At 72.1% G+C, this 21,269-nt stretch carries 26 protein-coding genes, 1 tRNA gene and 1 pseudogene; 14 read left to right on the forward strand and 14 right to left on the reverse strand.

Annotated features, from left to right (window positions below; genetic code table 11):
* Positions 1-160 precede the first annotated feature (160 nt).
* The 4 genes from M6G65_RS08810 (at position 161) to M6G65_RS08825 (ending at position 1,830) form a co-directional block, all read left to right on the forward strand.
* On the forward strand, positions 161-553 hold the full coding sequence (locus M6G65_RS08810) for a hypothetical protein (protein WP_238195804.1): 393 nt from the start codon (positions 161-163) through the stop codon (positions 551-553).
* 38 nt (positions 554-591) lie between these two features.
* Positions 592-744: a hypothetical protein gene (locus tag M6G65_RS08815; RefSeq protein WP_192709268.1), complete on the forward strand. Its 153-nt coding sequence runs from the start codon at positions 592-594 to the stop codon at positions 742-744.
* Positions 745-953: 209 nt separating this feature from the next.
* Positions 954-1,436, forward strand: coding sequence for a DUF2721 domain-containing protein (locus M6G65_RS08820; protein ID WP_238195803.1), 483 nt, complete (start codon positions 954-956; stop codon positions 1,434-1,436).
* Between the two features lie 220 nt (positions 1,437-1,656).
* Positions 1,657-1,830, forward strand: a complete 174-nt coding sequence (locus tag M6G65_RS08825) for a hypothetical protein (RefSeq protein ID WP_238195802.1) — start codon at positions 1,657-1,659, stop codon at positions 1,828-1,830.
* A gap of 35 nt (positions 1,831-1,865) precedes the next feature.
* On the opposite strand, the gene M6G65_RS08830 is transcribed toward M6G65_RS08825, so the two are convergent.
* The 6 genes from M6G65_RS08830 to M6G65_RS08855 all read right to left on the reverse strand — a co-directional run bounded on the left by M6G65_RS08830 (position 1,866) and on the right by M6G65_RS08855 (position 5,886).
* Positions 1,866-2,186 (reverse strand): hypothetical protein, encoded by a 321-nt coding sequence (locus M6G65_RS08830; RefSeq protein ID WP_250103832.1) that lies wholly within the window; start codon positions 2,184-2,186, stop codon positions 1,866-1,868.
* Between the two features lie 231 nt (positions 2,187-2,417).
* On the reverse strand, positions 2,418-4,376 hold the full coding sequence (locus M6G65_RS08835; RefSeq protein WP_238195801.1) for an AI-2E family transporter: 1,959 nt from the start codon (positions 4,374-4,376) through the stop codon (positions 2,418-2,420).
* 206 nt (positions 4,377-4,582) lie between these two features.
* Positions 4,583-4,783 carry a hypothetical protein gene (locus M6G65_RS08840; RefSeq protein ID WP_238195800.1) on the reverse strand — a complete coding sequence of 67 codons (201 nt, stop codon included), beginning with the start codon at positions 4,781-4,783 and terminating at the stop codon, positions 4,583-4,585.
* Positions 4,784-4,963: 180 nt separating this feature from the next.
* On the reverse strand, positions 4,964-5,320 hold the full coding sequence (locus M6G65_RS08845; protein WP_250103833.1) for an energy transducer TonB: 357 nt from the start codon (positions 5,318-5,320) through the stop codon (positions 4,964-4,966).
* Between the two features lie 118 nt (positions 5,321-5,438).
* Positions 5,439-5,681, reverse strand: coding sequence for a hypothetical protein (locus tag M6G65_RS08850; protein ID WP_238195798.1), 243 nt, complete (start codon positions 5,679-5,681; stop codon positions 5,439-5,441).
* Between the two features lie 28 nt (positions 5,682-5,709).
* A complete protein-coding gene (locus M6G65_RS08855) occupies positions 5,710-5,886 on the reverse strand; it encodes a hypothetical protein (RefSeq protein WP_238195797.1) in 177 nt (58 codons plus the stop codon).
* 240 nt (positions 5,887-6,126) lie between these two features.
* Between M6G65_RS08855 and M6G65_RS08860 the strand changes: the two genes are divergently transcribed.
* The 5 genes from M6G65_RS08860 to M6G65_RS08880 all read left to right on the forward strand — a co-directional run bounded on the left by M6G65_RS08860 (position 6,127) and on the right by M6G65_RS08880 (position 12,809).
* The gene (locus M6G65_RS08860) at positions 6,127-6,306 is read left to right on the forward strand and encodes a hypothetical protein (RefSeq protein WP_238195796.1); all 180 of its coding nucleotides are present in this window, start codon (positions 6,127-6,129) and stop codon (positions 6,304-6,306) included.
* Between the two features lie 307 nt (positions 6,307-6,613).
* Positions 6,614-7,642, forward strand: coding sequence for a helix-turn-helix domain-containing protein (locus tag M6G65_RS08865; RefSeq protein ID WP_238195795.1), 1,029 nt, complete (start codon positions 6,614-6,616; stop codon positions 7,640-7,642).
* An 85-nt stretch (positions 7,643-7,727) separates the two neighbouring features.
* Entirely contained in the window at positions 7,728-8,174 is a 447-nt protein-coding gene (locus M6G65_RS08870; protein WP_250103834.1) for a hypothetical protein, read from the forward strand.
* 68 nt (positions 8,175-8,242) lie between these two features.
* A complete protein-coding gene (locus M6G65_RS08875; RefSeq protein ID WP_238195793.1) occupies positions 8,243-9,556 on the forward strand; it encodes an efflux RND transporter periplasmic adaptor subunit in 1,314 nt (437 codons plus the stop codon).
* Between the two features lie 10 nt (positions 9,557-9,566).
* Complete coding sequence (locus M6G65_RS08880) at positions 9,567-12,809, forward strand: efflux RND transporter permease subunit (RefSeq protein WP_250103835.1); 3,243 nt, start codon at positions 9,567-9,569, stop codon at positions 12,807-12,809.
* A gap of 12 nt (positions 12,810-12,821) precedes the next feature.
* Here the strand turns inward: M6G65_RS08880 and M6G65_RS08885 are convergent, their stop codons facing one another.
* From M6G65_RS08885 to M6G65_RS08910, 6 genes are all read right to left on the reverse strand, one after another.
* On the reverse strand, positions 12,822-12,965 hold the full coding sequence (locus M6G65_RS08885; protein ID WP_192709256.1) for a hypothetical protein: 144 nt from the start codon (positions 12,963-12,965) through the stop codon (positions 12,822-12,824).
* Between the two features lie 142 nt (positions 12,966-13,107).
* Positions 13,108-13,320 (reverse strand): TOBE domain-containing protein, encoded by a 213-nt coding sequence (locus tag M6G65_RS08890; RefSeq protein ID WP_238195791.1) that lies wholly within the window; start codon positions 13,318-13,320, stop codon positions 13,108-13,110.
* A gap of 99 nt (positions 13,321-13,419) precedes the next feature.
* A complete protein-coding gene (locus tag M6G65_RS08895; protein ID WP_238195790.1) occupies positions 13,420-13,707 on the reverse strand; it encodes a hypothetical protein in 288 nt (95 codons plus the stop codon).
* 74 nt (positions 13,708-13,781) lie between these two features.
* Positions 13,782-14,240 carry a DUF6894 family protein gene (locus M6G65_RS08900; RefSeq protein WP_430929556.1) on the reverse strand — a complete coding sequence of 153 codons (459 nt, stop codon included), beginning with the start codon at positions 14,238-14,240 and terminating at the stop codon, positions 13,782-13,784.
* Positions 14,241-14,321: 81 nt separating this feature from the next.
* A tRNA-Ile gene (locus M6G65_RS08905) sits at positions 14,322-14,397 on the reverse strand.
* Positions 14,388-15,116, reverse strand: a complete 729-nt coding sequence (locus M6G65_RS08910) for a DNA-3-methyladenine glycosylase family protein (protein WP_238195789.1) — start codon at positions 15,114-15,116, stop codon at positions 14,388-14,390. Before M6G65_RS08910 ends, M6G65_RS08905 begins: the two co-directional genes overlap by 10 nt.
* A 152-nt stretch (positions 15,117-15,268) precedes the next feature.
* Between M6G65_RS08910 and M6G65_RS08915 the strand changes: the two genes are divergently transcribed.
* The 3 genes from M6G65_RS08915 to M6G65_RS08925 all read left to right on the forward strand — a co-directional run bounded on the left by M6G65_RS08915 (position 15,269) and on the right by M6G65_RS08925 (position 16,516).
* Positions 15,269-15,826 (forward strand): metallophosphoesterase, encoded by a 558-nt coding sequence (locus tag M6G65_RS08915; protein ID WP_238195848.1) that lies wholly within the window; start codon positions 15,269-15,271, stop codon positions 15,824-15,826.
* 80 nt (positions 15,827-15,906) lie between these two features.
* Positions 15,907-16,212, forward strand: a complete 306-nt coding sequence (locus M6G65_RS08920) for a hypothetical protein (protein WP_238195788.1) — start codon at positions 15,907-15,909, stop codon at positions 16,210-16,212.
* A 55-nt stretch (positions 16,213-16,267) separates the two neighbouring features.
* Positions 16,268-16,516, forward strand: coding sequence for a hypothetical protein (locus tag M6G65_RS08925; protein WP_238195787.1), 249 nt, complete (start codon positions 16,268-16,270; stop codon positions 16,514-16,516).
* Between the two features lie 407 nt (positions 16,517-16,923).
* Here the strand turns inward: M6G65_RS08925 and M6G65_RS08930 are convergent, their stop codons facing one another.
* Together M6G65_RS08930 and M6G65_RS08935 are read right to left on the reverse strand one after the other, a co-directional pair.
* A complete protein-coding gene (locus M6G65_RS08930; protein WP_238195786.1) occupies positions 16,924-17,700 on the reverse strand; it encodes a sigma-70 family RNA polymerase sigma factor in 777 nt (258 codons plus the stop codon).
* Positions 17,701-17,808: 108 nt separating this feature from the next.
* Positions 17,809-18,800, reverse strand: a pseudogene (locus tag M6G65_RS08935) (SDR family oxidoreductase).
* 143 nt (positions 18,801-18,943) lie between these two features.
* Here M6G65_RS08935 and M6G65_RS08940 point away from each other — a divergent pair.
* Both M6G65_RS08940 and M6G65_RS08945 read left to right on the forward strand, forming a co-directional pair.
* Positions 18,944-20,137, forward strand: coding sequence for a YihY/virulence factor BrkB family protein (locus M6G65_RS08940; RefSeq protein ID WP_238195784.1), 1,194 nt, complete (start codon positions 18,944-18,946; stop codon positions 20,135-20,137).
* A 396-nt stretch (positions 20,138-20,533) separates the two neighbouring features.
* Entirely contained in the window at positions 20,534-21,244 is a 711-nt protein-coding gene (locus tag M6G65_RS08945; RefSeq protein WP_238195783.1) for a Crp/Fnr family transcriptional regulator, read from the forward strand.
* Positions 21,245-21,269 lie beyond the last annotated feature (25 nt).

Here is a 21,269-nt window from a genome sequence, read left to right on the forward strand (position 1 = left end):
AAACTGTCACGGCGCGGACCAGTTCTTGGCATCACCGTTCTGATCATCGTAACCTGGCTTGAACCCGCCGGGTTGCGGGTCGGAACCGCAGGCCGCACACGCTCGGCCATCGGCAGGACTTGTGCGGGGACAGGACAGGCGACCTGTGGAGAAGCGACGGATGCCGAGGGTAGACGGGCGGATCGCGCGGCAGCTCACGGCGTGCGGACTCGTCGCCGCCGCGCTGTCCGGGCTGTCGAGGCCGGCCGGGGCGGTCGAGGAGGAGACGGTCGGCTGGTGGATCTATGCCGGCTCGATCCGCAGCACGCTGCTGACGCGCTTCATCGGGCCGGAAGACCTCACGCCCGCGGGCGCGGCGATCGCGCAAGCGGGCCGGGGCTGCGGGCTCCCGGCCCGCTTCGATGCGGGCGACGCCTTCGCGGCGCCGCCGGGCGATGCGCCGGTCGTGTTCGGGCCGTTCCTCAGCCGGCCCGCGCTCGCGGCTTCCCTCGCCTGCATCCGGCGCTATGTGCCGACGGCGTTCGTCGCGCAGTCACGGGCGCCCGCACGATGACGATCCGGCCCAGCGGTTGAAACCTCGGGGAGACGCGCATGAACCCGCTCGCGCTGCTGTCGATGCTGGCCCTTCTGTCGGCCTGGATCGGGATCGGCGTTGCCGTCGTGGCCTACGGGACGCCGCTCGGCGTGGCCTTCTACGTCCTGGCGGTGGTCGCCACCAATCCGCGGGTGTGGAGGCTCCGGTGACCGACACCCCGGCCCCTTACCTCACGGTCGCGTTCCTCACGGCCCTGGCGCTGCTGGTCGTCGGGTTGCACGCGGAGGGCCTCCCGTGGTGACCCTCCCGGCATGGTACATTCGCGAGCCCCTGCCGCTTTCCGGCCCATCCCCGAGATTGGCCCCCCGATTGGCCCCGAGATCTGCCCGGGCATGACGCGGCCGCGGGCGTAGCGTCGATGTTCGGATTCTCCCTCAGCTCCACCGAGCCCGACAGCATCGCGCATATCATCCAGGTGGCGCTCGCGCCCGCGTTCCTGCTCTCGGCGCTCGCGACCCTGCTGAACGTGTTCTCGACCCGGCTCGGCCGGATCTCCGACAAGGTCGACGCGCTCTCGGCGGAGGCCGCCAAGGCGACGAGCGCCGAGGCCGCACGCCTGGGCCGCCGCCTGACCTTCCTGCGGCGGCGCTCCTTCGTCCTCGACCTCGCCGTCGTGCTGGCCTCGCTGGGGGGCAGCCTGATCGGCATGGCGGTGCTGACCCTGTTCGTCGGGGCGCTGCGCGACGCCGCCACGGCGTCGATCCTGTTCGCGTGCTTCGGGGCGGCGCTGGTCTGCACGGTGGCGGCGATCGGCGCGTTCATGGCCGAGATCCTGATGGCCGGCCACGGCATCCGCGACGAGGTCGATCACCAGAAGGATAAGGTCCCCGCGCAGGGTTGAGCCGGGCGCGAATCACGGCCCGCGCAGGGGCTCCGGTCCCGCTCGGGGCTGCACCGGCCGGTGGGCTGACGGCCGCCGGGCCAAGGCCGGACCCTGCCGTTCGGGGCCGGATCCGGCCTGCGGTCACCGGCGGCGCCGATTTCGATTGCGTCGACCGGGAACCGAGTCTTAATCTTGTCGGTGCTTGCTGCAGCTGCACGCTGCGTCCGGGTGTTCCGTCATGAGCATCGCCATCCTGATTGCCTTCATTGCCGGAGCGCTCTGCCTCGGAGTACTGTCCTCCATCGTGCCTTTGCGGCGGAGAGAGGAAGATGAACTTGGAGAAAGCTTGTCCTTCGAGGACGAGTTCTTCGATGTCGGCGGCCCGGTGATCGACCTGGAACCGAATCGCTGAGGCCTGCCGGCGGCACCGCGCGACCGGACGGGCCGTTACAGGGGTTTGGGCACCCCGGCCGAAGCCTTCTGTTGCGTGGACCAGACGACCCGTCCGGCCGCATCCCGCAGGGCCGCCGAGCCCGAGCGGCCAGCGAGCAGATGCGCAAACCGCGCCTTCGCGTCCGCAACCGCAGCGTCTTCGGAGAGCCCGAAAATCGGCTCGTCGTGGATGATGATGCCGCTCGCGCTCTCCCGGTGCACGACACATTGCAGCCGGTAGCGCGCCGGCGGCGGAGCCGAGCCCGGGTCCGTGGCGGCGTCCGGGCCGGTCATGGCGCCCAGGCGACGGTCGGGCCGCGGCGCAGCGCCGCGCACGGGGCGCACCGGCACGCGCGGCGAACCGGATCCGTCTCAGCCGACCCTTCACCATCCCGGATGGCGACGACGCAGCGCGACACCCAACGCCTCCTCAACGCGAAGCTCCGACGGCGATCCATAGCAGAAGTATCGACGCCCCGGATGGTGTCCGGCCGGGTTTAGCGGCGCGGCGCAGCCCAGCTCCGACAGGCCCGGCCTGGGCGCGGCACGCCGACACGACAGGGGGCCTCAGGCGGCCTCTGCGCCTCTGTCCGAGGAGGCCTGCGCGGTCCGCAGGCAGGCCTCGACCCCGTCGCGCAGCGAGGACACGTAGACGTCGGCCCCGATCGCCCGGCCGAGCGCGGCATCGGTGAGCACCTTCTCGCCCACAGGCCAGAGGCCCACCAGCACGGGCAGCTGCGGGGCGCGCCGCTTCAGGCGCTCCAGCAGGTAGCGCAGATGCGCGGGGCTGCCGCTGATGTCGAGATAGGAGATGCACACCATCGCCACGCCCGTGAGGTCCAGGTCGCGGATGCGGTCGCGCGAGACGGCCTCGTAGCCGATGACCCGGGCACCGAGCCCGTGCTTGCGCAGCAACTGGGCCAGCATCGCCGAGGAGGCCTCGTCGAGGGGGCCGCGCCCCGCCACGCACAGGACGGGCGCCTCCCCGCGCCACGCCTCCGGGAGGGCCTCGCGCGGCGGCGCCTGGCCGGGCACCGCCTCGGTCCGGGTGTGGGTCCGCTCGGCCAAGGTCGGGGTCGCGCTCGGGTTGACCGTCGTGTCGTCCCCGGCCGGCTCGGCATCGGGGTGGTCCTCGAAATCCTCGACCAGCGCCCGGGCGGAGTTGCGGATGTTCTCCAGCTGCGCCGGCGTCACGACCCCGCGCGCGAAATCGTTCGCGGCGAGCTGCAGCCCCTTGAGCGCCACCTCGTCGTAGTACGAGGACAGGGAGCGCTCCTTCAGCATGACCTCGCCGAGGTCGCGCGCCTCGTCCGGATCGCCCGCCAGCATGCGCTGGTAGAAGTTCTCGACCGGCGTCAGCGGCGGCCGGTCGCCGAGCAGGACGTCGAGGAATTCCAGGCTGTCGACGTGGCGGCCGAGCACCACGAGGCAGACGGTGAACGGGGTGGCCAGGATCAGGCCGATCGGGCCCCACAGGAAGCCCCAGAACAGGGTCGAGACGATCACCGCGAAGGGCGAGAGGCCGGTGGAATGGCCGTAGAGCAGCGGCTCGATCACCTGCCCGAAGATCGGCTCGGCGATCAGGAACAGCGCTGCGGTCGCGATCACCATCGACCAGCCCGGGTCGACGGCGGCGGCGAGGGCTACGGGAAGCAGGCCGGAGGCGAAGGCGCCGATATAGGGGACGAAGCGCATGATCGCCGAGAACACGCCCCACAGGATCGGGTTGGGCACGCCGATGAACCAGAGGCTGATGCCGATCAGCACCCCGAAGGCGGCGTTCATGCCGAGCTGGGCCAGGAAGTAGGTGCCGAGGCGGCCGGCCGCGTCGTCCATCGCCACGGTCGTGCGATGCAGGTCGCTCGACCCGAACAGGCGGATCATGCGGTTGCGCAGGTCCTCGCGCTGCATGAGCAGGAACACCACCACCACCAGCACGATGCCGACGTCGGTCAGCGGCGAGACGATGGGTCCGAGCACCTTCTGGGCCAGTGCCAGTGGCGAGGGCTCGGGCTGCTCGACGCGCACGAGCTGCGCCTTGGGCGTATCCCCGGCCGGTCCCGTCTCGGCTGTCGTGCCGGCGGCGTCGGCCTTCTGGGTGGCATCATGAACCTGGTGGTTGAACTTCTGCAGCAGCCGGTTGGCCTCGCCGAGCCAGCCCTGCTGCAGGCCCGCCACCTTCCTCTGCACGGTGGTCTGATACTGCGGCAGGTTGCCGGCGAGCCCTGCCACCTGGGTGCCGATGACCGTCCCGATGCCGCCGATGACCCCAAGGGCGAGCAGCACGGCGACGATGACCGAGGGGACGCGCCCGAGGTGCAACCGGCGCAGCAGGTTGACCACCGGCGCCAGGACGAAGCTGAGCAGAACGGCCAGCACGAGGGGGATGAACACCTCGCGTCCGAGGTAGAGGGCGGCGATCAGGACCACGCTGACCGCGAGGGTCAGGAGACCGCGCAGGCCCGGAACGAGGGGCGGCGGCACCTGCGCGGGCTGACGCGGGGCGGCACTCGGCTCGGCGGCCATGGGGACTCCGGTACGGTCGCGCGGACGGCCCGCGCTCAAGGGCACAACTGCACGGGGGCCGGTTTGGTTTTGAACCGAACCATTCGCCCACCGGCTTCAGCTGGACGCCCCAAAGGCAACGGCGCCCGATCGGGCTGCGATCGGGCGCCGCGCTGGTGCCGAAGCCGGGCGCTCGCGCGCCCGGCCCGCTTCCGCTTCGGGGCCGCTCAGGCGGCCTCGCCCTCGGCCTCCTCGGCGTCCAGGATCGTCTCCAGATCGCCCACCAGGGCATCCAGCTGGTCGGCGGTCGCCTTGAGCTTCAGCGTGGTGCCGTCCTGCGTCTCGACCGCGATCTCGATGTGGTCGTCGACCTTGGCGGCCAGCGCCTGCTTCACCGTGTAGGTCGTCACGTCAGCCTTGTCCGCCATGCTGTCTCCTGGGTTGGCTCTCGGCCAACTCCGGACGCACCGGATCGGTGCTGCGGCAGAATCCCGCGACCGCTCCACACCGGCCTGCGCGGCGGGCGATCACCGCTCCGCAACCGGTTCCGGATGCTCGCTCCCGCCGGACGGGCGCGTCGCGCTTGACCTGAATGGCGCCGGCCGGCCTTACCGGCGGCGACGGGTGTGCCGCTCGACGACCCGCTGCCGGTGGGTCAGCACCTCGGGCAGCCGCGAGGCGGCGGTCGGGACACCGGCCGTCATCCGGGGGGGCGGCAGCAGGAGCGGCGCGGCCCGAGGTGTCTCGGCGACGACCGCCTCCAGGATCATCGGCCGCGTCGGTCGTGCGCGTCTCGAGGGGCGTGCCGGCCGCGCCGCGAGCGTCCCGAGGGCCCAGAGCCCGAGGCAGAGCAGGCCGACCAGGATCCCGTCCCAGGACGGCTCCGAGCGGCACATCAGGATGCCGGTGCCGGTCAGGGCGGCCCCGGCCGCGAACAGGCGCGGTGTCGGATCACCGGAAATCATGCCGCAGCCTCGGCGATCCGCGCTGATGACCCGTGAATCGGATCGCGACATTTGTCGTCATCGGCCTCCGGGACGTCCAGCCGCGAGCGGCCTCCCGGCTTACCGGGCCGGCCCGGCCTCAACCGGCCAGGCTCGACGGCGGCTGCCAGATCACGCCGGGATGCTCGCGGATGTCGCCGGCCCGGGTTCCGGTATCGGCGTCACTCGTCCAGTCGCTGGGCTCGCTGATGCTGGCGATCTCCGCGTCCGGGTACGCGGCGTTCAGGAACAGGCGCGCCTCGCCCTCGGCCTCGGCCCTGACGGTCACGAGGGGCTTCTCCCCGCCCGGGTCGCGCATCTGCGCGATGAACAGCTTGGTCATGATGCGTCTCCGGCTTCCGTCGGGCGGCTCAGGCCTCCACCTCCTCGACATGGAGGCCGCCGGCATACAGGTGGGCGGGAATGCCGTTTCGGTCGCGGTAGCCGGATGTCCGCGCCATCGCGTCCAGGGCTTTCTGGGGATCCAGCGCCGAGCCGATCCAGAGGATGGCGCCCGTCGCCGCCTGCATGATCCGAAACATCCGCACGCCACGCTCCCGTGCTCGATGCTCGGACAAGCTTGGGGGCCGCGGCGATGTTCCCGGTTGAAGGGAACGCGGCGAACAGATCCGGCCGCGCCACGCACGACGCCGAAGTTGTGCGCGTCCCTCGAGCCAGCCGATTTCAGATTTGACTTGAAATGGAACACGCTCAAGCGGGCGACCGTTACCCCGACCATGCCGGCACGGGCCAGCACGTCGAGACCCCGATCGGGATTCAGGAGAGCCATGACCAGCCGAACCGTCCAATCCGCTCTGCTCGCCCTCGCGCTCGTGGCCGGAAGCGCCTCCTTGGCGGCCGCGCAGAGCACGCCCGGCGGCAACACCTCGACATCGGGCGCCCCCGCCGGCAGCGGCAGCAGCGGCAACGGCGCCACCGGCAGCGGCGCGGCGCCGAGCGGGAAGTAACGCAACGTTAACCTTCGGGGCCGAATTCACCGGTCCTCACAACCGTGCAACTTCCCGTCCCGCGGCCACCCGGCACGCGGGACGTTCTGTTTTCGGGCCGGGCGCCCGGTCTGCGGCCAAGGATGAGGCCGATCATCCGCGTCAGGTCTTCCGTTGCGGGCCGAGCCGGCGATGTCCGGATGGCAGGCCGTCCCGTATAGGCGTGGGCAACCCCCGTCGGGTTACAGGGCCTTTTCTGTGGATCCGGACTCGTCGTAAGAGAAGCCGGCGGGTGAGAACTCGAGGGCAGGGCCACGTAACGCGAGCGATGCGGTCGAATTCTGTCCTGCAGCTCTTGGGTGAGCGCCCCGGAATCGATCAGGCCGCCGCGTGGCGCGATGCCGTGGCACCGTTCTGGGACTTCGCGATCCGGAAGGAGGACCTCGCCGCGTTCCAGGGCCAGTCGCAGGTCCGGCACCTCGGCACGGCGATCCTGTGCCGGGCCAGCGCCTCGGGCCTCCGGTTCGAGCGCGAGCCCGCCCTCGTGGCCCGCATGGGCGTCGACCACATCCTGGCGCATGTGCGCCTCACCGGTCGGTCCAGGATCGCGATCGGCGGCCGCGAGCGCGACTGCGCGCCGGGCGATATCTGCCTGCTCGACCTGTCGCGCCCCCTGTCCGCCGAGTCCACGGATTACCAAGCCGTCACCGTGGTGCTGCCGCGGGCGCTGTTCGGCGCGCACCAGGCTGCGCTCGACGGCCTCCACGGGTCGGTGATCCGGGGGGCGACCCCGTTCGGCCGGATGGTCAACGACCATCTGCGCGCCCTGAGCGCGCACGCCACCGGATTCTCGGAGCGGGAGGCTGTCGCGGCCGCGCAGGCGACGGCCGCGCTGCTCGGCGCGGCGGCCTTCGGCTTGCCGGAGGAGGACCGCCTCGCCCAGGCCCCGGTGGGGACGCCGCTCCTTCTCGCCATCCGGCGCTTCATCGAGGCCGAACTGGCCTCCGCGGACCTGAGCGCCGAGACCCTCGGCCGGCAGTTCGGCCTGTCGCGCAGCGCCCTGTACCGCCTGTTCGTGCCCCTCGGAGGCGTGTCAGGCTATATCCGGCAGCGCCGGCTCGCCCGCGCGTACCGGGATCTCGCCGCCGACGGGCGCTCCGCCCGGATCTCGGAGGTCGCCTATCGCTGGCGGTTCGAGAGCCCCGCGCATTTCGCCCAGGCCTTCAAGGCCGCGTTCGGCTGCGCCCCCCGCGACCTCCGCGCCCACCAGGCCGACGCGGCCGAGGCGTCCGGCGATCCGGCCCGGGCGGAGACCTGGACGGATTTCTACGACTGGGTTCTCAAACTGGCCGCCTGAACGCCGGGGCACGTCGATCCTTGTATGTCGACCCCTGTATGTGGACCCTTGTGCGCCCTGCCCCGGATCGCCCATAAGGGTCGCGATGACCTTCCAGGTTCGGGGCAGGCGCGCCGCACGGGCGCAGGGTGTGTGGGCGATCGCCGCCCGCATGCTGGCGCTCGTCCTGGCCCTGTCCCTCGCCGCGCCGGGCATCGGTCTCTCGGCGGATATGGCCTTCCACGCGGGCGGTCATCACAGCCGGAGCGAGGGCCCGGTTCTCGACACGGCGGCGGCGTCGCCGAATGTCGATCCCGGCCTCGGCGAGCACCTCCATTGCGGCTGCCATCAGGCCGCCCGCCTGGACGCGGCCGACGTCGCCCCCCGACGGTTCCGGGCCGGCCACTCCCTGCGGAGCTCGCGCGGGCGCTCCCCTCCTTCGTACCCGACCGGCTGCCCCGGCCTCCGCGCGCGTGAGCTGACGCCGCCGACCGGCGCGCGTCCCGCCCGAAGGCCAGCCTCGGCCCTGGGCCCATCCCTCCGCGACACCTGAACGGGACCCTCCGGGACGCCGCGCGCGGCGCCCGGCCGTCCCGGCCGAGCCAGTCCCACGGCATCCCCATGCGCATTCTCCCGTCCGCGGCCTTCCTGGCCGCCGGCATCGCCGTCGGCGCTGCCCTGTCCCCCCTGCCCGACAGCCTGCGCCAGGCGCTGGCCGCCGCCGGCCTGCTGCGCCCCCCGGCCGCCGCCGAGAGCCGCGATCCGGACCGCTCCGAGCCTTTGGACCGGCCGGCGGTCGCGGGCCACGCCCACGACGCGCACGAGCCGGAGGAGGCCCACGCGGAGGAGGATGCGATCCGGATGCGGCCCGACCAAGTCGCCGCCCAGGACATCGTCACCCGGACGGTGGCGGGCGGCACGCTGGCGCGCCATCTCCTCGTGCCCGGCACCATCACTCCCGACACCGACCGGATCGCCCGCGTCCCGGCCCGGGTGGTCGGCACCGTGGCCGAGATGCGCAAGCGCCTCGGCGACGCCGTGCAGGCGAACGAGGTCGTCGCCATCCTCGACAGCCGCGAGGTCGCCGACGCCAAGAGCGAGTATCTCACCGCCCTGGTCCAGGCCGAGCTGCAGAAGATCAACTTCGAGCGCCAGCAGAAGCTGCTCGCCTCGCGCACCGCCTCGGAGGCGGCCTTCGAGACCGCCCGGGCCACCTATCTGGAGAACCAGCTCCGGGTCGACCTCGCCCGTCAGAAGCTGTCGGCGCTCGGCCTCGACGCCGCCGAGGTGGCGGCCGCCCAGAAGCGCGACGAGGCGACGCCGAACCAGTCGAGCCTGCGCCGCTATCCCCTGCGGGCGCCCTTCGCCGGCCGCATCGTCGAGCGGCGGGTCGATGTCGGCACGGCGGTCGGCAAGGAGGGGGATCCGGCGGACCTCTACACGGTGGCGGACCTCGCCACGGTCTGGATCGAGCTGTCGGTGCCGACCCTCGATCTCGCCCAGGTGCGGGAGGGCGCCCGGGTCACGGTCACGCCCGGACGGACGGGCGAGACGGAGCGCCGCGCGGAGGGCCGGGTGATCTTCGTCAGCCCGTTCCTCAATGCCGACACGCGCTCGGCCCGGGTGATCGTCGCCCTCCCGAATCCCGACCTCGCGTGGCGGCCCGGCACCTTCGTCACCGCCGAGGTCGAGATCGCGCAGGACAAGGTCCCGGTCCGGATCCCCAAGGCGGCCGTCCAGACGATCGCGGGCCGGAGCATCGTCTTCGTGCGCAGTCCGGACGGGTTCGAGAAGCGGCCGGTCACCCTCGGCCGGTCCGACGACGAGGCCTACGAGGTCACCGCCGGACTCGAGCCCGGAGCCGAGATTGCGGTCGGCAATTCCTTCCTGCTGAAGGCCGAGCTCGGCAAGGCCGACGCCGACCACGACCATTGAGGATCGCGCCATGATCAGCCGCATCCTCGCCGTCTCGGTCCGCCAGCGCTGGCTGGTGCTGCTCCTCGTGCTGCTGGCATCGGGCTTCGGCGCCGTCGCGCTCACGAAACTGCCCATCGACGCGGTGCCCGACATCACCAACAACCAGGTGCAGATCAACACCCTGGCCCCGTCCCTGTCGCCGGCCGACGTCGAGCGGCAGGTCACCTACCCGGTGGAGACCGCGCTCGCCGGCATCAAGGGCCTCGAGTACACCCGCTCGCTCTCGCGCAACGGCTTCTCGCAGATCACCGCGGTCTTCGCCGAATCCCTCGACATCTACTTCGCCCGCCAGCAGGTCGCCGAGCGCATCGCCCAGGTGCGGGAGGACCTGCCCTCCGGGGTCGAGCCGCGGATGGGCCCGATCTCCACGGGTCTCGGCGAGATCACCATGTGGTCGGTCCAGTACGCGCCGCTGCCTGAGCGCGCGACCGTGCCGGCGGGCCGGCCGGGCTGGCAGCCGGACGGGAGCTACCGGACTCCGGAGGGGCAGGCGCTCAGGACGGAGCTGGAGCAGGTCGCCTACCTGCGCACGGTCCAGGACTGGATCATCCGGCCGCAGATCAAGTCCGTCCCGGGCGTCGCCGGCGTCGACGGGATCGGCGGCTTCGAGAAGCAGTACCACGTCCAGCCGGACCCCACGACGCTGACCGCCCTCGACCTCTCCTTCGCGGACGTCGCCCGGGCGCTCCAGGCCAACAACGCCAACCAGGGCGCCCGCTACCTCGAAGATAACGGCGAGAGCTACGTGGTCCGCGCCGCCGGCCGCCTGGAGGGCCCGGAGGCGATCGCCGACGTGGTCGTGGCGAGCCGCGGCGGCGTGCCGGTGCGGATCCGCGACGTCGCCACGGTGCGGATCGGGCGCGACCTGCGCACCGGCTCGGCCAGCGAGAACGGTCGTGAGACCGTCATCGGCACCGCCCTGATGCGGATCGGCGAGAACAGCCGCACGGTGGCGGCCGCCGTCGACGCCCGCATGGCGCAGATCCGGCGCGCCCTGCCCCCCGGCATCGTGGTCCAGACGGTCCTCGACCGGACGCAGCTCGCCGAGGCCACGATCCGCACGGTGGGCCGGAACCTCGCGGAGGGCGCGGCCCTCGTGATCGTCGTGCTGTTCCTGCTCCTCGGCAACATCCGGGCGGCGCTGATCGCGGCTTTGGTCATCCCGGTCGCCATGCTGATGACCGTGACCGGCATGGTCGAGGGGAAGATCTCGGCCAACCTGATGAGCCTCGGCGCGCTGGATTTCGGGCTCATCGCCGACGGGGCGGTGATCATCACCGAGAACGCGCTGCGCCACCTCGCCGAGCGGCAGCACGCGATCGGGCGGCCCCTCGCGCTGGAGGAGCGCCTGGAGACGGTGCGGGATTCGGCCGAGGAGATGATCAAGCCGTCCCTCTACGGGCAGGCGATCATCATCCTGGTCTACGTCCCGCTCCTGACCTTCACGGGCGTCGAGGGCAAGATGTTCCAGCCGATGGCGCTGACCGTCATCCTCGCCCTGGCCTCGGCCTTCGTGCTGTCGCTGACCTTCGTGCCGGCCCTGATCGCCGTCGCGCTGACCGGCCGGATCACCGAGACCGAGAGCCCCCTCCTCCGCGGCCTGAAGGCCCTCTACCGGCCGATCCTCGGCGCCGCGATCCGCGCGCCCGCCCCGTTCGTCGGGGCGGCGCTGCTGCTCCTCGCGGGGGCCGGCCTGCTCGCTGCAAGGCTCGGGACCGAGTTCATCCCGCTCCTCGACGAGAAGAGCATCGCGCTGAACGCCACCCGGATCCCCTCCACCTCGCTGACCCAGTCGCAGGCGATGCAGCTCAAGGTCGAGCGGGCCATCGCGCAATTCCCGCAGGTCGCCACCGTGTTCTCGAAGACCGGCACCGCCGAGGTCGCCACCGACCCGATGCCGCCGAACTCCTCCGACACGTTCGTGATGCTCAAGCCGCAGGCGGACTGGCCCGACCCGAGCCTTTCGAAGGCCGAACTGCAGGAGCGGATCGAGGCGTCCTTGAGCGCGCTCGCCGGCAACGTCTACGAGTTCTCCCAGCCGATCCAGCTGCGCTTCAACGAGCTGCTCGCCGGGACCCGGGGCGACCTCGCCGTGAAGGTGTTCGGCGACGCCTTCGAGCCGATGCTGGAGACCGCCAACCGGATCGCCGCGATCCTGCGCGGGATCCCGGGCGCCGACGACGTCAAGGTCGAGCAGATCACCGGCCTGCCGGTCTTCGAGATCAAGATCGACCGGACCGAGGCGGCGCGGCTGGGTCTCAGCACCGGGGCGATCCAGGACGTGATCGGCGCCGCCATGGGCGGCCGGGATGCCGGATTCGTGTTCGAGGGCGACCGGCGCGTGCCGATCGTCGTGCGCCTGACCGATCAGGTCCGCGAGGACCGGGAGGCCCTGGAGAACCTGCCGGTCCCCCTGCCCCCGGGGCCGAACGGCAAGGCTGCCTCCGTGCTGCTGCGGCAGGTGGCGCAGTTCTCGGTCAGCGAGGGGCCGAACCAGATCAGCCGGGAGAACGGGCGGCGGCGCGTCGTCGTCACCGCCAATGTCCGCGGGCGCGACATCGGCTCGCTGGTGGCAGAGGCGCAAGGGAAAGTCACCGCACAGGTGACCCTGCCGGCAGGCTCGTACGTGACCTGGGGCGGCCAGTTCGAGAACCTCGCCTCGGCTCAGGCCCGGCTCACCGTGGTGGTGCCGGTCTGCTTCTTCCTGATCTTCCTGCTGCTCACCTCGGCGCTCGGTGGCGCGCGGGATGCGCTTCTGGTGTTCAGCGCCGTGCCGCTGGCGCTCACCGGCGGCATCGCGGCCCTGTGGCTGCGCGGGATGCCGCTGTCGGTGCCGGCCGCGGTCGGGTTCATCGCGCTCTCGGGGGTGGCGGTGCTGAACGGCCTGGTGATGCTGACCTTCATCAAGCAGCGCGTCGCCGAGGGCCGGCCGCTGCGGGCGGCGATCCGCGAGGGCGCCCTCACCCGGCTGCGGCCCGTGGCGATGACCGCGCTGGTCGCCTCCCTGGGCTTCGTGCCGATGGCGCTCGCCACCGGGACGGGGGCGGAGGTGCAGCGGCCGCTGGCCACCGTGGTGATCGGCGGCCTGATCAGCGCGACCCTGCTGACCCTGGTGGTGCTGCCGGCGCTCTACGCGCGGTTCGGCCGGGCCGAGCCGGCGGCCGGGCGGCGCGCGACGATCCCGGAGCCGCGGGCGGACCGTGCGGCCTGACGCGTCCCGCCGTCAGGCCGGCAGGATGTGCAGGAGGCCGCCGACCATGCCCAGGGCGCCGATGCCGAGCAGGCCGGCGGCGATGTACAGCCGCATCCGGCTCTGATCGGCGTCCGCCGGCCGGTGGGTGTCGTCAGGCAGATCGAACCAATCCATCGGGTCAACGCATTCCGTCATCGCAGGGGCTGGCTTGGGCGAGAGGCGCCGCCCTAGGCCAGCCCGATGACGGCTGGATGACCGATCCGCCGAAGCGGTGGGCAGGCCTCGCGGCCTCGCCCATGCGAACCCCGTGCCGCCGCTACGGCTTCACGAGCAGCACGTTCACCGCCTTGGCCTGGACGTGGACGGTGTCGCCTTCCTTGAGACCCAACTCTTCGAGGGAATCAACCGTCGTCACCGAGGCCATGCGGTAGGTGGTCCCGACGAGCTCCACCTCGACCTGCGCCATGACATCCCCACGCTTGATGGCCGTCACCGTGGCAGGGATGTCGTTGCGCGCGCCGTGCTTCATGGATCGTCCTCGTGGCGCAGCGCCGCCGCGGCTGCCGGCGGCCTATCGCAACGCCGGCGCGCGGGTTCAACCCGGTCCGTCCGACGGGGCGCGCCGGGATCAGCGGCCGCCGGAGCTGCCGGTGCCGCCGCGATCCTTCTGGAAGCCGGCCGCGTTCGGCGAGCCCTGCATCCGGCCGTCCTGCTTCGGCATCTCCGAGCCCGGCGCGCCGACAGCGGTCGAGCCGGTCGTGTCGCTCTTCCCGGTGTAGCCGGCCGCGTTCGGCGAGCCCTGCATGCGGTTGCCGTGCGGAGCGGCGCTGCCGGACGCGTTGGTGCCCTCGGCGGCCAGGGCCACCGAGCCCGTTGCCAGGAGACCGGCGGCGATCAGGGATATCAGCGTCTTCATGGGGAGCCCTCGCGTGTTTCCTCGCGCCGCCTCTGGAGGGCGACAGAGGGGCAACGCCAGCGGGCGCATCCTGTTCAAGGCCGATCGCGGGCGAGCGGCACGGCCGCTAACCCGTTCGGGCCGCGCCCGGCGTCGGGCCCGCTGTCCAGCCTCAGGGCCGCGAAGGTCAGGGTGGCCGTGTCGACGACAGCCCCGCTCTCGTCCCGGACCAGCACGGTAAAGGCGTGATTGTCGCCGTCGCTCGGGATGATCCAGCGCGCGATTTCCGGCAGGCTGATCATCGCCTCCCGGCGGACCGCCTCGAAATCCGCGCACTCCGTTCCTTCAGTATCGGGTTGGAACTGGCCGTCGTGAATGGCGAAGAAGGAGCGGGGCCATCGCCCTCTCCGTGAGCCACCTTCCAGGAGGTAACCCACGGTCAGGGCAGCGGTTCTGTGCGTTTTCCAACATGGATTGATGGTGCCGACGCATCGGCACCGGCCCGAGAAAAACCCGCGCCGGCGAGCCGGGCGGGCTGAAGGTTGTCGCGCCATGAGATCTGCCTGGTAGACCCGCGAGCGGTCGAACGGTTCCGCGGCGACGCGGGCAGCCTGACGGGCGCCGGACAGGCCGCATGGTGGGCCCGGCAGGACTCGAACCTGCAACCAGACCGTTATGAGCGGCCGGCTCTAACCATTGAGCTACGGGCCCGGGCGGCGCCGACGGATAGCCGATCCCCGGCCGGCCGTCACCCGGTTTCCGGTGCCGGGCCGAGGCTCCGGGCGCGGCGCGCTGGCGGGCTCCGCCACGGCATTGTCCTTGATGCGCCACAGGTAGCGGGCCAGGATCGAGCGGTACGGCGCGAAGGCCGCTGCCACGTCGCGCGTGTCGTCTCGGCCGGTGAGGCGGCGCAGGCAACCCACCGCCGCCACGTCGCCTTCGGGCCAGATGTCCGGGTCGTGGAAATGGAAGATGCCGACCATGTCGGCGGTCCAGGGGCCGACGCCGCGGATGCCGCACAGGATCGCCGCGCGCTCCGGGTGCGGAAGCCCGGCGAGGTCGGGGCCGAGCAGCCCCGCGGCCTCCGCGGCGACGATCGCCTGGAGGGCGCGGACCTTGTTGCCCGAGATCCCGCAGCCGCGCAGCAGATCCGCGTCACCGGCCTCGAACAGGCCGCGCGGGCTCGAGGCCGCCGCAGCGGCTGCGGCCTCGATCCGCGCCCAGATCGCCGCGGCGGCCCGGGTGGAGAGCTGCTGGTTGACCACCTCGACGAACAGGCGATCCGCGACGCTCGGGTGCGTGGGCGGCGCGATGGCGATCGGCCCGGCCTCCACGAGGGCCGCACGCAGCGGCGGATGCGCGCCGGCCGCGTCCAGCAGATGGGCATAGATGTCGGGATCCAGCATCGCCTCAGCCGCGTGGCGCCGCACCGGGCGGATCATAGCGCCTGGCCCGGGCGCAGTCCGGAGGCAGGATGCCGCGCAGCCTTGCTCGGGGCGCAGCCCGGCCCACCTCGCTCCGGAACCGTACGGACCGCCGTGACGGTATCGTGGATGCGATCTCGGGCGCGGGTCTCGACGGAATGGCGATCTACTTCACCGCGGACACGCATTTCGGCGATCCGCACATCCTCCGCCATCGCCGGGCGCGCTTCGGCAGCGTCGAGGCCCATGACGAGGCCCTGGTCGCCGGCTGGAACGCCGTCGTCGGACCGGAGGATTCCGTCTGGCATCTCGGCGACTTCGCCGCCCATGCGAGCCGCGACCATTGCGCGGCGATCTTCGCGCGGCTGAACGGGACGAAGCGCCTCGTCCGCGGCAACCACGATTCGAACCGGGTGCTGGATCTGCCCTGGGCGGAGCCGCCGGTGGACAGCGTTCGCCTGTCGGTCCCGGACGCGCAGGGACACGCGCACCGCCTGTTCCTGTCGCATTACGCGCACCGGGCCTGGCCGGGCCTGTGGCGGGAGACGCGCCACCTCTACGGACACAGCCACGGCTGGCTGCCCGACACCACCCGCTCCTGCGATGTCGGCGTCGATGCCTGGAATGATCGCCCGGCCACCCTCGCGGCGATCCTGGCGCGCCAGGAGGCCGCCGCGCTCGTGCCGGAGGAGCTCGCCGCCCACGGGCTGCGCTGAGACCCGGCGCCCGTCCCGGGGCCGCTGGCCGCGGATGCCCTATCTATCCGCCTCCCTGATCCGGCACGAGGCTGCACACCATGACCGACACGCCGTTCCCGCCGCCCGGATGGGCCGAGGCCGCGACGCGCGCCGGGACCGAGCTCGGTCTCGGGACCGACTTCACCGCGCTGGATGCGGCGGCCTGGGAGCGGGTCTGCCGGCGCGTCGGGCAGATCCTTGCCGGGCAGGGGCAAGCCCTGCCGCCCGGCTGGGAAGGCGCGCTCGCGCGGCTGTTCGGGCGTGACGCGGCGGCCGTCCCCGCCGGCGACGCGCTGGCCCGCGACGAGGCCGACACGGTCCTGGCGGAGAAGGGCGAGGTGTTCGCGCCCGAGGACGATGCCTGAAACTCCGCCGGGCCGGGTGGTTGCCGTCGCGCCGGTCCGGGCCGATGTAGGAGGCATGCCCCAACCCGAACACCAGCGTGCCGCCCCGAGACCTCCCGCACGCGCTGCGTCCGGCGGCGCGCCGGGAGCCCTGCGGGTGGTTCCCGTCGCGAGCGGCCCGATCCTCGACGCGCGGACGCGCCTGCGGCTCGGCCAGCAATTGCGGGCGCTCTACGATCCGGTGATCGACGAGGCTCTGGATCCGCGGCTGGCGGAGCTGCTGCAGCAGCTCGACGCGGACCGGGCGGGCGGCGCTTCGACCTGAGGGCCTCTCAGTGAGCGCGTCCCCGGTCCGGGAACCGGACGGGGGCTCCCATCGGTGGATCGGGGGGATGTCGCACCGACGGGAGCCGAGCCGAGCCGACGGATCGACCCAACCCGCTTCATGTCGCCCAGGAGCGGGCCGGCGCGCTTTCACCTAAGTCAAATTCGTCGCTGAATACCGCGAGAGAAATGTCGAATTCTCGTATTCGGCATTGAAAGCCGGACCGGCTTGGGTCTGATCCGGTCGATGCGGCCAATCGGCGACGGCGCGCCGAAAGCGTCTCGTCTCGGGTCTGGAACCGCTGCGCCGCCGTCTTTGCGGCCGAAGCGCAGAACGTCAGGGCGCTGCCACATGCGACGCCCTCGCGCCGCTCGTGAGACGCGACGGAAGGCTGCCCGGGGACCGGATCAGACCGTGGCGCCGGTCACCGAGAGCATCACCCCGTCATTGCCGATCTCGGAGCCGCTGTAGCCGAGCATCCGCGCGAGCTGCTCGCGGGCGCGCCAGACGCGGCTCTTCACGGTGCCGATCCGGCAGTTCATCACGGCGGCGGCTTCCTCGTAGCTCAGGTTCTCGATCGCGACGAGGACCAGCGCCTCGCGCATCACCGGCGCCAGCCGGTCGAGGGCGGCGCGCACGTCCTGAAGGTCGAGATGGCCGCCCTGCTCGGGCACGCTGGTCAGCCGCTCGGCGTGGTTGCCGTCGGTATCGGAGACCTCGCGGCCGTGCTTGCGGTGCTGGCTGTAGAAGACGTTGCGCAGGATCGTGAACAGCCACGCTTCCAGATTGGTGCCGGGGGTGAAGCCCCCGCGCCCGCGCCAGCCGCGCAGCAGCGTGTCCTGCACGAGGTCGTCGGCCGCAGCCGGGTCGCGGGTCAGGGAGACGGCGAACCGGTGCAGCGCCGGCACCACCTCCAGCAGACCCGCGCGGAACGTCCCGTCGCGTTCGCCCTCGGCCTGCACCAGCGCGGCCTCGAGGCGCGCTAGCAACTCGGCGAAGCGATCCGAGGTCGCCCCCGGCGCCGGGCCGATCCGGTCGTAGGCATGGCCGAGCAGGGTGCCGAGATGCGCGCGCACCGCCTCAGGCAGGCCGTGCCGGGTCTCCTCGACGGGATCCCCGGCCGCGTCCGCGAGGGAGAAATCCTCGACGGGATCGAGCAGCGATGAGCCTTCGGTAACGGGCATTCAGGTCCGGTCGTCGGCGTGCGGGCCGGTCGCGCCCGTGTGACCGGTTGTGGCGCGCCGAGGCGCCCCATGCCGCAACATGGGTTAGCCCTTTGCCCGAACGGGGCCTCAGGCCCGGGGGCTGAACCGCCGCGCCGCCGCGGCACCGACGAGCAGGGCCGCGCAGGCTCCGGCCGCGGCGAAGCCCACGCTCAGCGCTCCGGCGGACGGCACGCCTTTCCGGGCGCGCCAGCCCCGTCCGCGCCCGTGCCCTGCGGCAACGGAGCGCGCAGGGCGCCGTGGGTGCGCGGGCCCGGATCGGCCCGGTCGAGGGCGCCGCGGAAGCCGAGGCCCATGAGGTGCTCGGTCGGATACGGGGCCAGGGCGTAGCCCACCTGCGCGAGGCGGGCCGGCCAGCCGACCGCCACCTCGTCGCGCGGGTGGTGCACGAGGCGGATGAAGGTCTCGGCCACGGCCTCGGGTGCGTAGAACAGGTGTCCGGGATTGAGCCGCTTGCCCGTCACGTTGGCGCCGTGCTCCAGGCCCGGCGTGTCGACGATGGCGGGGAACACGCCGCAGACATGGATGTCCCGGTGGCGGGCGAGTTCCTGGCGCAGGCTTGCCGAGAAGCCCCGCAGGCCGAACTTGCTCGCCGTGTAGGCGGCCGCGAAGGGTGTCGGCGCCCAGCCGCCCATGGACACCGTGTTGATCAGCGTGCCCCGGCCGCGGTCGAGGAAGTGCGGCAGCACCGCGTAGGCGCCGTGGACCGCGCCCATAAGGTTCACCGCGATCGTCTGCCGGTGCAGGTCGAGCGGCGCGTCGAGCAGAGGGCCGAACACGCCGACCCCCGCGTTGTTGATCCAGACATCGATGCCGCCGAAGGTGCGGATCGACGCCCGGGCCAGGGCCGTCACGGCATCCGGGTCGGTGACGTCGGTGGGGATTGCCACGGCCTCGGCGCCCGACGCGCGCAGGCCCCGGACGATCTCGCCGAGCACCGCGGCCCGGCGTGCCGCCAGGACGACCCGGGCGCCCCGGGCCGCGAAGGCCTCGGCGGCGGCCCGGCCGATGCCGCTCGAGGCGCCCGTGATGACGACCGTCCCGCCCTTGAGCCGCGCCATGCCTGTTCTCCACGCCGCTTTGCAACTTCACGGCGAACCGTTGCGTGCATGACGGCGTTCCCCTTCGCGGCTGCGGCCATTCGAACGTGCCTTCATGGGTGCCGTTCGACGCTTGCCCGATGTCCAACCCCTGAGGTCCGCCGATGCCAGCCCCCGATCCAGTCCGCGCCGAGGCCGCCGGTCCCGAGGGGCACGCCTCGACGGTCTGGACGCTGGCGCTCGCCACCGCGCTGATCGGCCTGGTCGCGTTCCCGCGCCGGGCGGCGCGGCCGGCCGGCGGATCCTCCGGCCGGACGGGTCATCGCGCGGGTCATGGGGGCGGCAGCCAGGACGGTGCCCGGCGGCCCTCGCCCTCGCATGAGGGTGGCGAGGCTGAGGCCGTCGCCCGGAGCCAGGCCGATCGCGGGCGCACCGCCTCGGGTCCGACCGAGATCCCCGCCAAGGGCTGGAAGGACATCGCGCTGCGCACCTATCACGACATCGGCGAGAACCGCCTGTCGCTGATCGCGGCCGGCGTCACCTTCTTCACGCTGCTGGCGATCTTCCCGGCGGTGGCGGCGCTGGTGTCCTGCTACGGGCTCATCGCCGACGCCTCGACCATCAACGACCAGCTCGCCAGCCTGCAGGGCATCCTGCCCCAGGGGGCGCTGGAGATCGTCGGCGATCAGGTCAAGCGGCTGAACGAGCAGGGCAACACCACGCTCGGCTTCAGCCTGATCCTCGGCATCGCCCTGTCGGTCTGGAGCGCCAATGGCGGCGTGAAGCACGTCTTCGACGCGCTCAACCTCGTCTACAACGAGCGCGAGAAGCGCAACTTCATCGTGCTCAACCTCGTCTCCCTCGCCTTCACGGCCGGCGCGCTGCTGTTCCTGATCCTGGCGCTGTCGGCCATCGTGGTGCTGCCGGTGGTGCTGTCGTATGTCGGGCTCGGCACGGATGCGTGGTGGCTGACGCTGCTGCGCTGGCCGACGCTGCTCGTGGCGGTCCTGCTCGGGCTCGCCCTGCTCTACCGCTACGGACCCAGCCGGGACGCGCCGCGCTGGCGCTGGGTGACGCCCGGAGGCGCCTTGGCGGCCGTGCTGTGGATCGTCGCCTCGCTGCTGTTCTCCTGGTACGTCGCCCATTTCGGCAGCTACAACAAGACTTACGGCTCGCTCGGCGCGGCCATCGGCTTCATGACCTGGATCTGGCTCTCGACCATGATCGTGCTGATCGGTGCCCAGGTGAATGCCGAGATGGAGCATCAGACCGCCGAGGACACGACCGTCGGCGAGCCCCAGCCCCTGGGTACGCGCCGGGCGCGCATGGCCGACACGGTGGGAGCCGCGGCGGAATAGGCCATCCCGTCCCCCGGTCAGGCGGCGCCCCTCATTCGCGCGGCCCGTGCGGCAGCAATGGGGAGCGCCGCTGCGTCCGTGACAAACATGCGGCGGGGCGCCTTAACACAGGTTGGCGCGCGTTTCTCAGGCCCAGGCACAAGCCGCTCAAGAAGATCCGGACTTCGAGGTTCGGAAGACCGCTTGCCTTTTGCGAATAGAATTATCCGTGCCTCGATACTTCATCGACACCTTCGGCGACGCTGGCGTGCGGACCAGTGGATCAGCGGACCATCCGGCGCCTCTGGGCCGGGCCGCGCGACGCGGCGGCAGGCCCGGTCCCGGGTGCCGGCGCCCCCGGATCAGCGTGCCCGCGCGCGCGCCCTCGGCGCGGCCGCGATCTGACCGGAGGCGGTCGTGGATAACCCGTTCGTGCGGAAGCTGGAGCAGCATGTCCGGCTCGCGCCCGAGGACCGTGCGGTCCTCGACGGCCTCGCGCGCCAGCATATCCGCCACGTCGCGCCCCGCCAGGACATCGAGGGGCAGCACGGCGACGCGCAGCACACCCACCTCATCCTCGACGGCTGGGCCTGCCGCTACAAGCAGTTTCCGGACGGGCGGCGGGCGATCGTCGCGCTGCTGCTGCCCGGCGACATGTGCGATCCGTTCGTGTTTCGCCGGGCGCGCATGGACCACGCCATCGGGGCGCTCACCCCGGTCACGGTCGCGCGCATCACCCCGGAGCAGATGAGCGACGCCGTCCGAGGCCGGCCGGTGATCGAGGAATGCCTGTGGCGCGAGACGCTCTCCACGGTCGCCATCCATCGCGAGTGGATCGCCAGCGTCGGCCGCCGCTCGGCGATCGAGCGTCTGGCGCACCTGTTCTGCGAGCTGCACCTGCGGCTTGCGCGGGTCGGCCTCGCCGACGGAACGACGCTGCCGATGCCGGTGACCCAGCCGGACCTCGCCGACGCCCTCGGCCAGACGAGCGTGCACATCAACCGCACCCTCAAGGAGCTGCGCACCAGCGGCCTCGTCACACTCCGCAGCCGGCGCCTGGCGATCCGCGACCTCGGCGCTCTGATGGAGCGTGGGCTGTTCGACCCGGCCTATCTGCAGCTCACCTGAACGCCGCGGTCGATACGCCGCGGCC

Origin of the sequence: Methylobacterium tardum, assembly GCF_023546765.1 — a bacterium.
Taxonomy (GTDB): domain Bacteria; phylum Pseudomonadota; class Alphaproteobacteria; order Rhizobiales; family Beijerinckiaceae; genus Methylobacterium; species Methylobacterium tardum.